The sequence below is a fragment of the Sphingobium sp. ba1 genome, from assembly GCF_000743655.1.
Classification (GTDB): domain Bacteria; phylum Pseudomonadota; class Alphaproteobacteria; order Sphingomonadales; family Sphingomonadaceae; genus Sphingobium.
Genome location: NZ_JPPQ01000066.1, coordinates 56 through 1,726, shown reverse-complemented (window position 1 = coordinate 1,726; position 1,671 = coordinate 56). Strand labels below are relative to the sequence as shown.

Genomic DNA, 1,671 nt, shown 5'->3' with positions numbered 1-1,671 from the left:
TGTCCTTCATGCTTGGTCCATGCGGGTGAAGGTCACTTGCGCGATCCGCCACCCCTGGGGTGTGCGGCGAAAGACGTCGCTGTAGCGGCCCATCACCGTGTCGATTGCGCCGGAACTGCGGCGCTTGAGCTTAACCAGGACCGTCCAGTCGCCGGTGGCGCAATCGCCGTCGATCAGGATTCGTGGCGAATGGAGCATGTGCAGCAGCCACGCGCTGTTGCCCGCAATGGCGGTGCAGAGGAAATCGGTGATCGCCTGCGCGCCGATCAACCGCCCCATGCCATAGTCGCCGACGAAATCCTGCGCGAAGATGGTCGCGAAGGTGGCGCGGGCCTGATCCGGGTCGCTGGCGGCGAGATCGGCGGTGGCGCAGTAGCGGGCCTTGAGATTGGCGATCGCCAGCGACTGCTCCGCGTCGTCGCTCATGCCGGTTCGGTGGAGAGCTGTTTGACCACCAGCGCTTTCAAATCCGCCGTCTTGATCTTGGCGCTGCCGGTCAGCGAGAGGTCGTCTTCGCTGAAGAAGAGGACGCGACGGGGCACTTTATAGCTGGCGAGTTGCGCCTTGGCGTAGGTGCGGATGGCGTCTTCGTCCAGCGGTGCGCCGACATGGGGGACGATGCAGGTGACGACCAGTTCACCCAAGGTTTCATGGGGCACGCCGACGGTCTGGGTGACCTTTACGCCGGGGCAGCTTTTGATGACGGTGTCGATCTCGATCGGCGAGACATTCGCGCCGCCGGTCTTGATGATGTCGTTGAGGCGCCCTTCCCAATGGAGCCGTCCTTCCGCATCGAACCAGCCGCCATCGCCCGTGTGGAAGAAGCCGTCGGCGTCCACGCTTTCGTCCAATGGCACGCCAATATAGCCCAGCATCAGCGTCGGTCCCTTGACCGCGATCTCGCCGCGCTGGCCTAAGGGCACGACCGCGCCGGTCAATGGATCGAGGATCTTGAAGATATTGCCGGGCAAGGGGATGCCATGGGTGCCCGCGATCCGATCGTCGGGCGTGCCGGAATCGAAGATGGTGCTGATGGTGAAGGTTTCGGTATTGCCATAGGCGGCCATCGGTTCCTGCCAGTCCGTGCTGACGGTGGGATGGCGGCCGAGCGGGGTATGCTGGCCGACATAGTGGAGCGCGGACAGGTCCACATCGCTCCAGTTCGCCGCCCCCTCCAGTTGTGCCCATTGGTGGGGCCAAGCGAAGGCCATGGTCGCCCGTTCGCGCGCCATGAGGGTCAGCGCTTCTTCGGGCTGGAAGGTGGCTTGCAGGATCAGGCTGCCACCCGACGAGAGCGCGCCGCCGATCGCCATGGCGAAATTACCCGACCAGAAGAAGCCGTTGGCCGACCAGGCGCGGGCATCCTCTTTGGCGGCGAGAAAGCGTTTCCAGCGCCAGAGCTGGAGCGTGACGCCGCGGTGCATCGAGAGGATGCCCTTGGGCTTGGCGGTCGAGCCGGACGAGAAGAAGAGGACGCCGGGGTCGGCAGGCGTGACGGTAGCGGCGGTCGCATCGATCAGCGCCTGATCGATGCTATCGCCGCGCGTCAGGAAGCGGTCCCACGGTTCGATCATGCCCTCGCCACCGCCGAGCGAGGCGATGTGGCGGAGGAAGGGAAAATAGGGTGAGGCGAGCGCACCGGGGCTGGCCGTCGAGATGCCCGGTTCCAGA

General features: G+C 64.9%; 3 protein-coding genes (1 of these 3 running past the window's edge). All 3 read right to left on the bottom strand.

Annotated features, from left to right (window positions below):
• On the bottom strand, window positions 1-10 hold the beginning of the coding sequence (locus IL54_RS02940) for an SDR family NAD(P)-dependent oxidoreductase (RefSeq protein ID WP_037473109.1). Its footprint begins 725 nt before the window's first position; only the first 10 of its 735 coding nucleotides appear in the window; the start codon lies at window positions 8-10; its stop codon lies beyond the left edge, outside the window.
• Entirely contained in the window at window positions 7-426 is a 420-nt protein-coding gene (locus tag IL54_RS02935; RefSeq protein ID WP_037473108.1) for a nuclear transport factor 2 family protein, read from the bottom strand. The genes IL54_RS02940 and IL54_RS02935 overlap by 4 nt, the downstream gene beginning before the upstream one ends.
• Window positions 423-1,671 (bottom strand): ANL family adenylate-forming protein (locus IL54_RS02930; protein WP_037473116.1); only part of this gene is annotated, 1,249 nt, incomplete at its 5' end. The genes IL54_RS02930 and IL54_RS02935, both read right to left, overlap by 4 nt.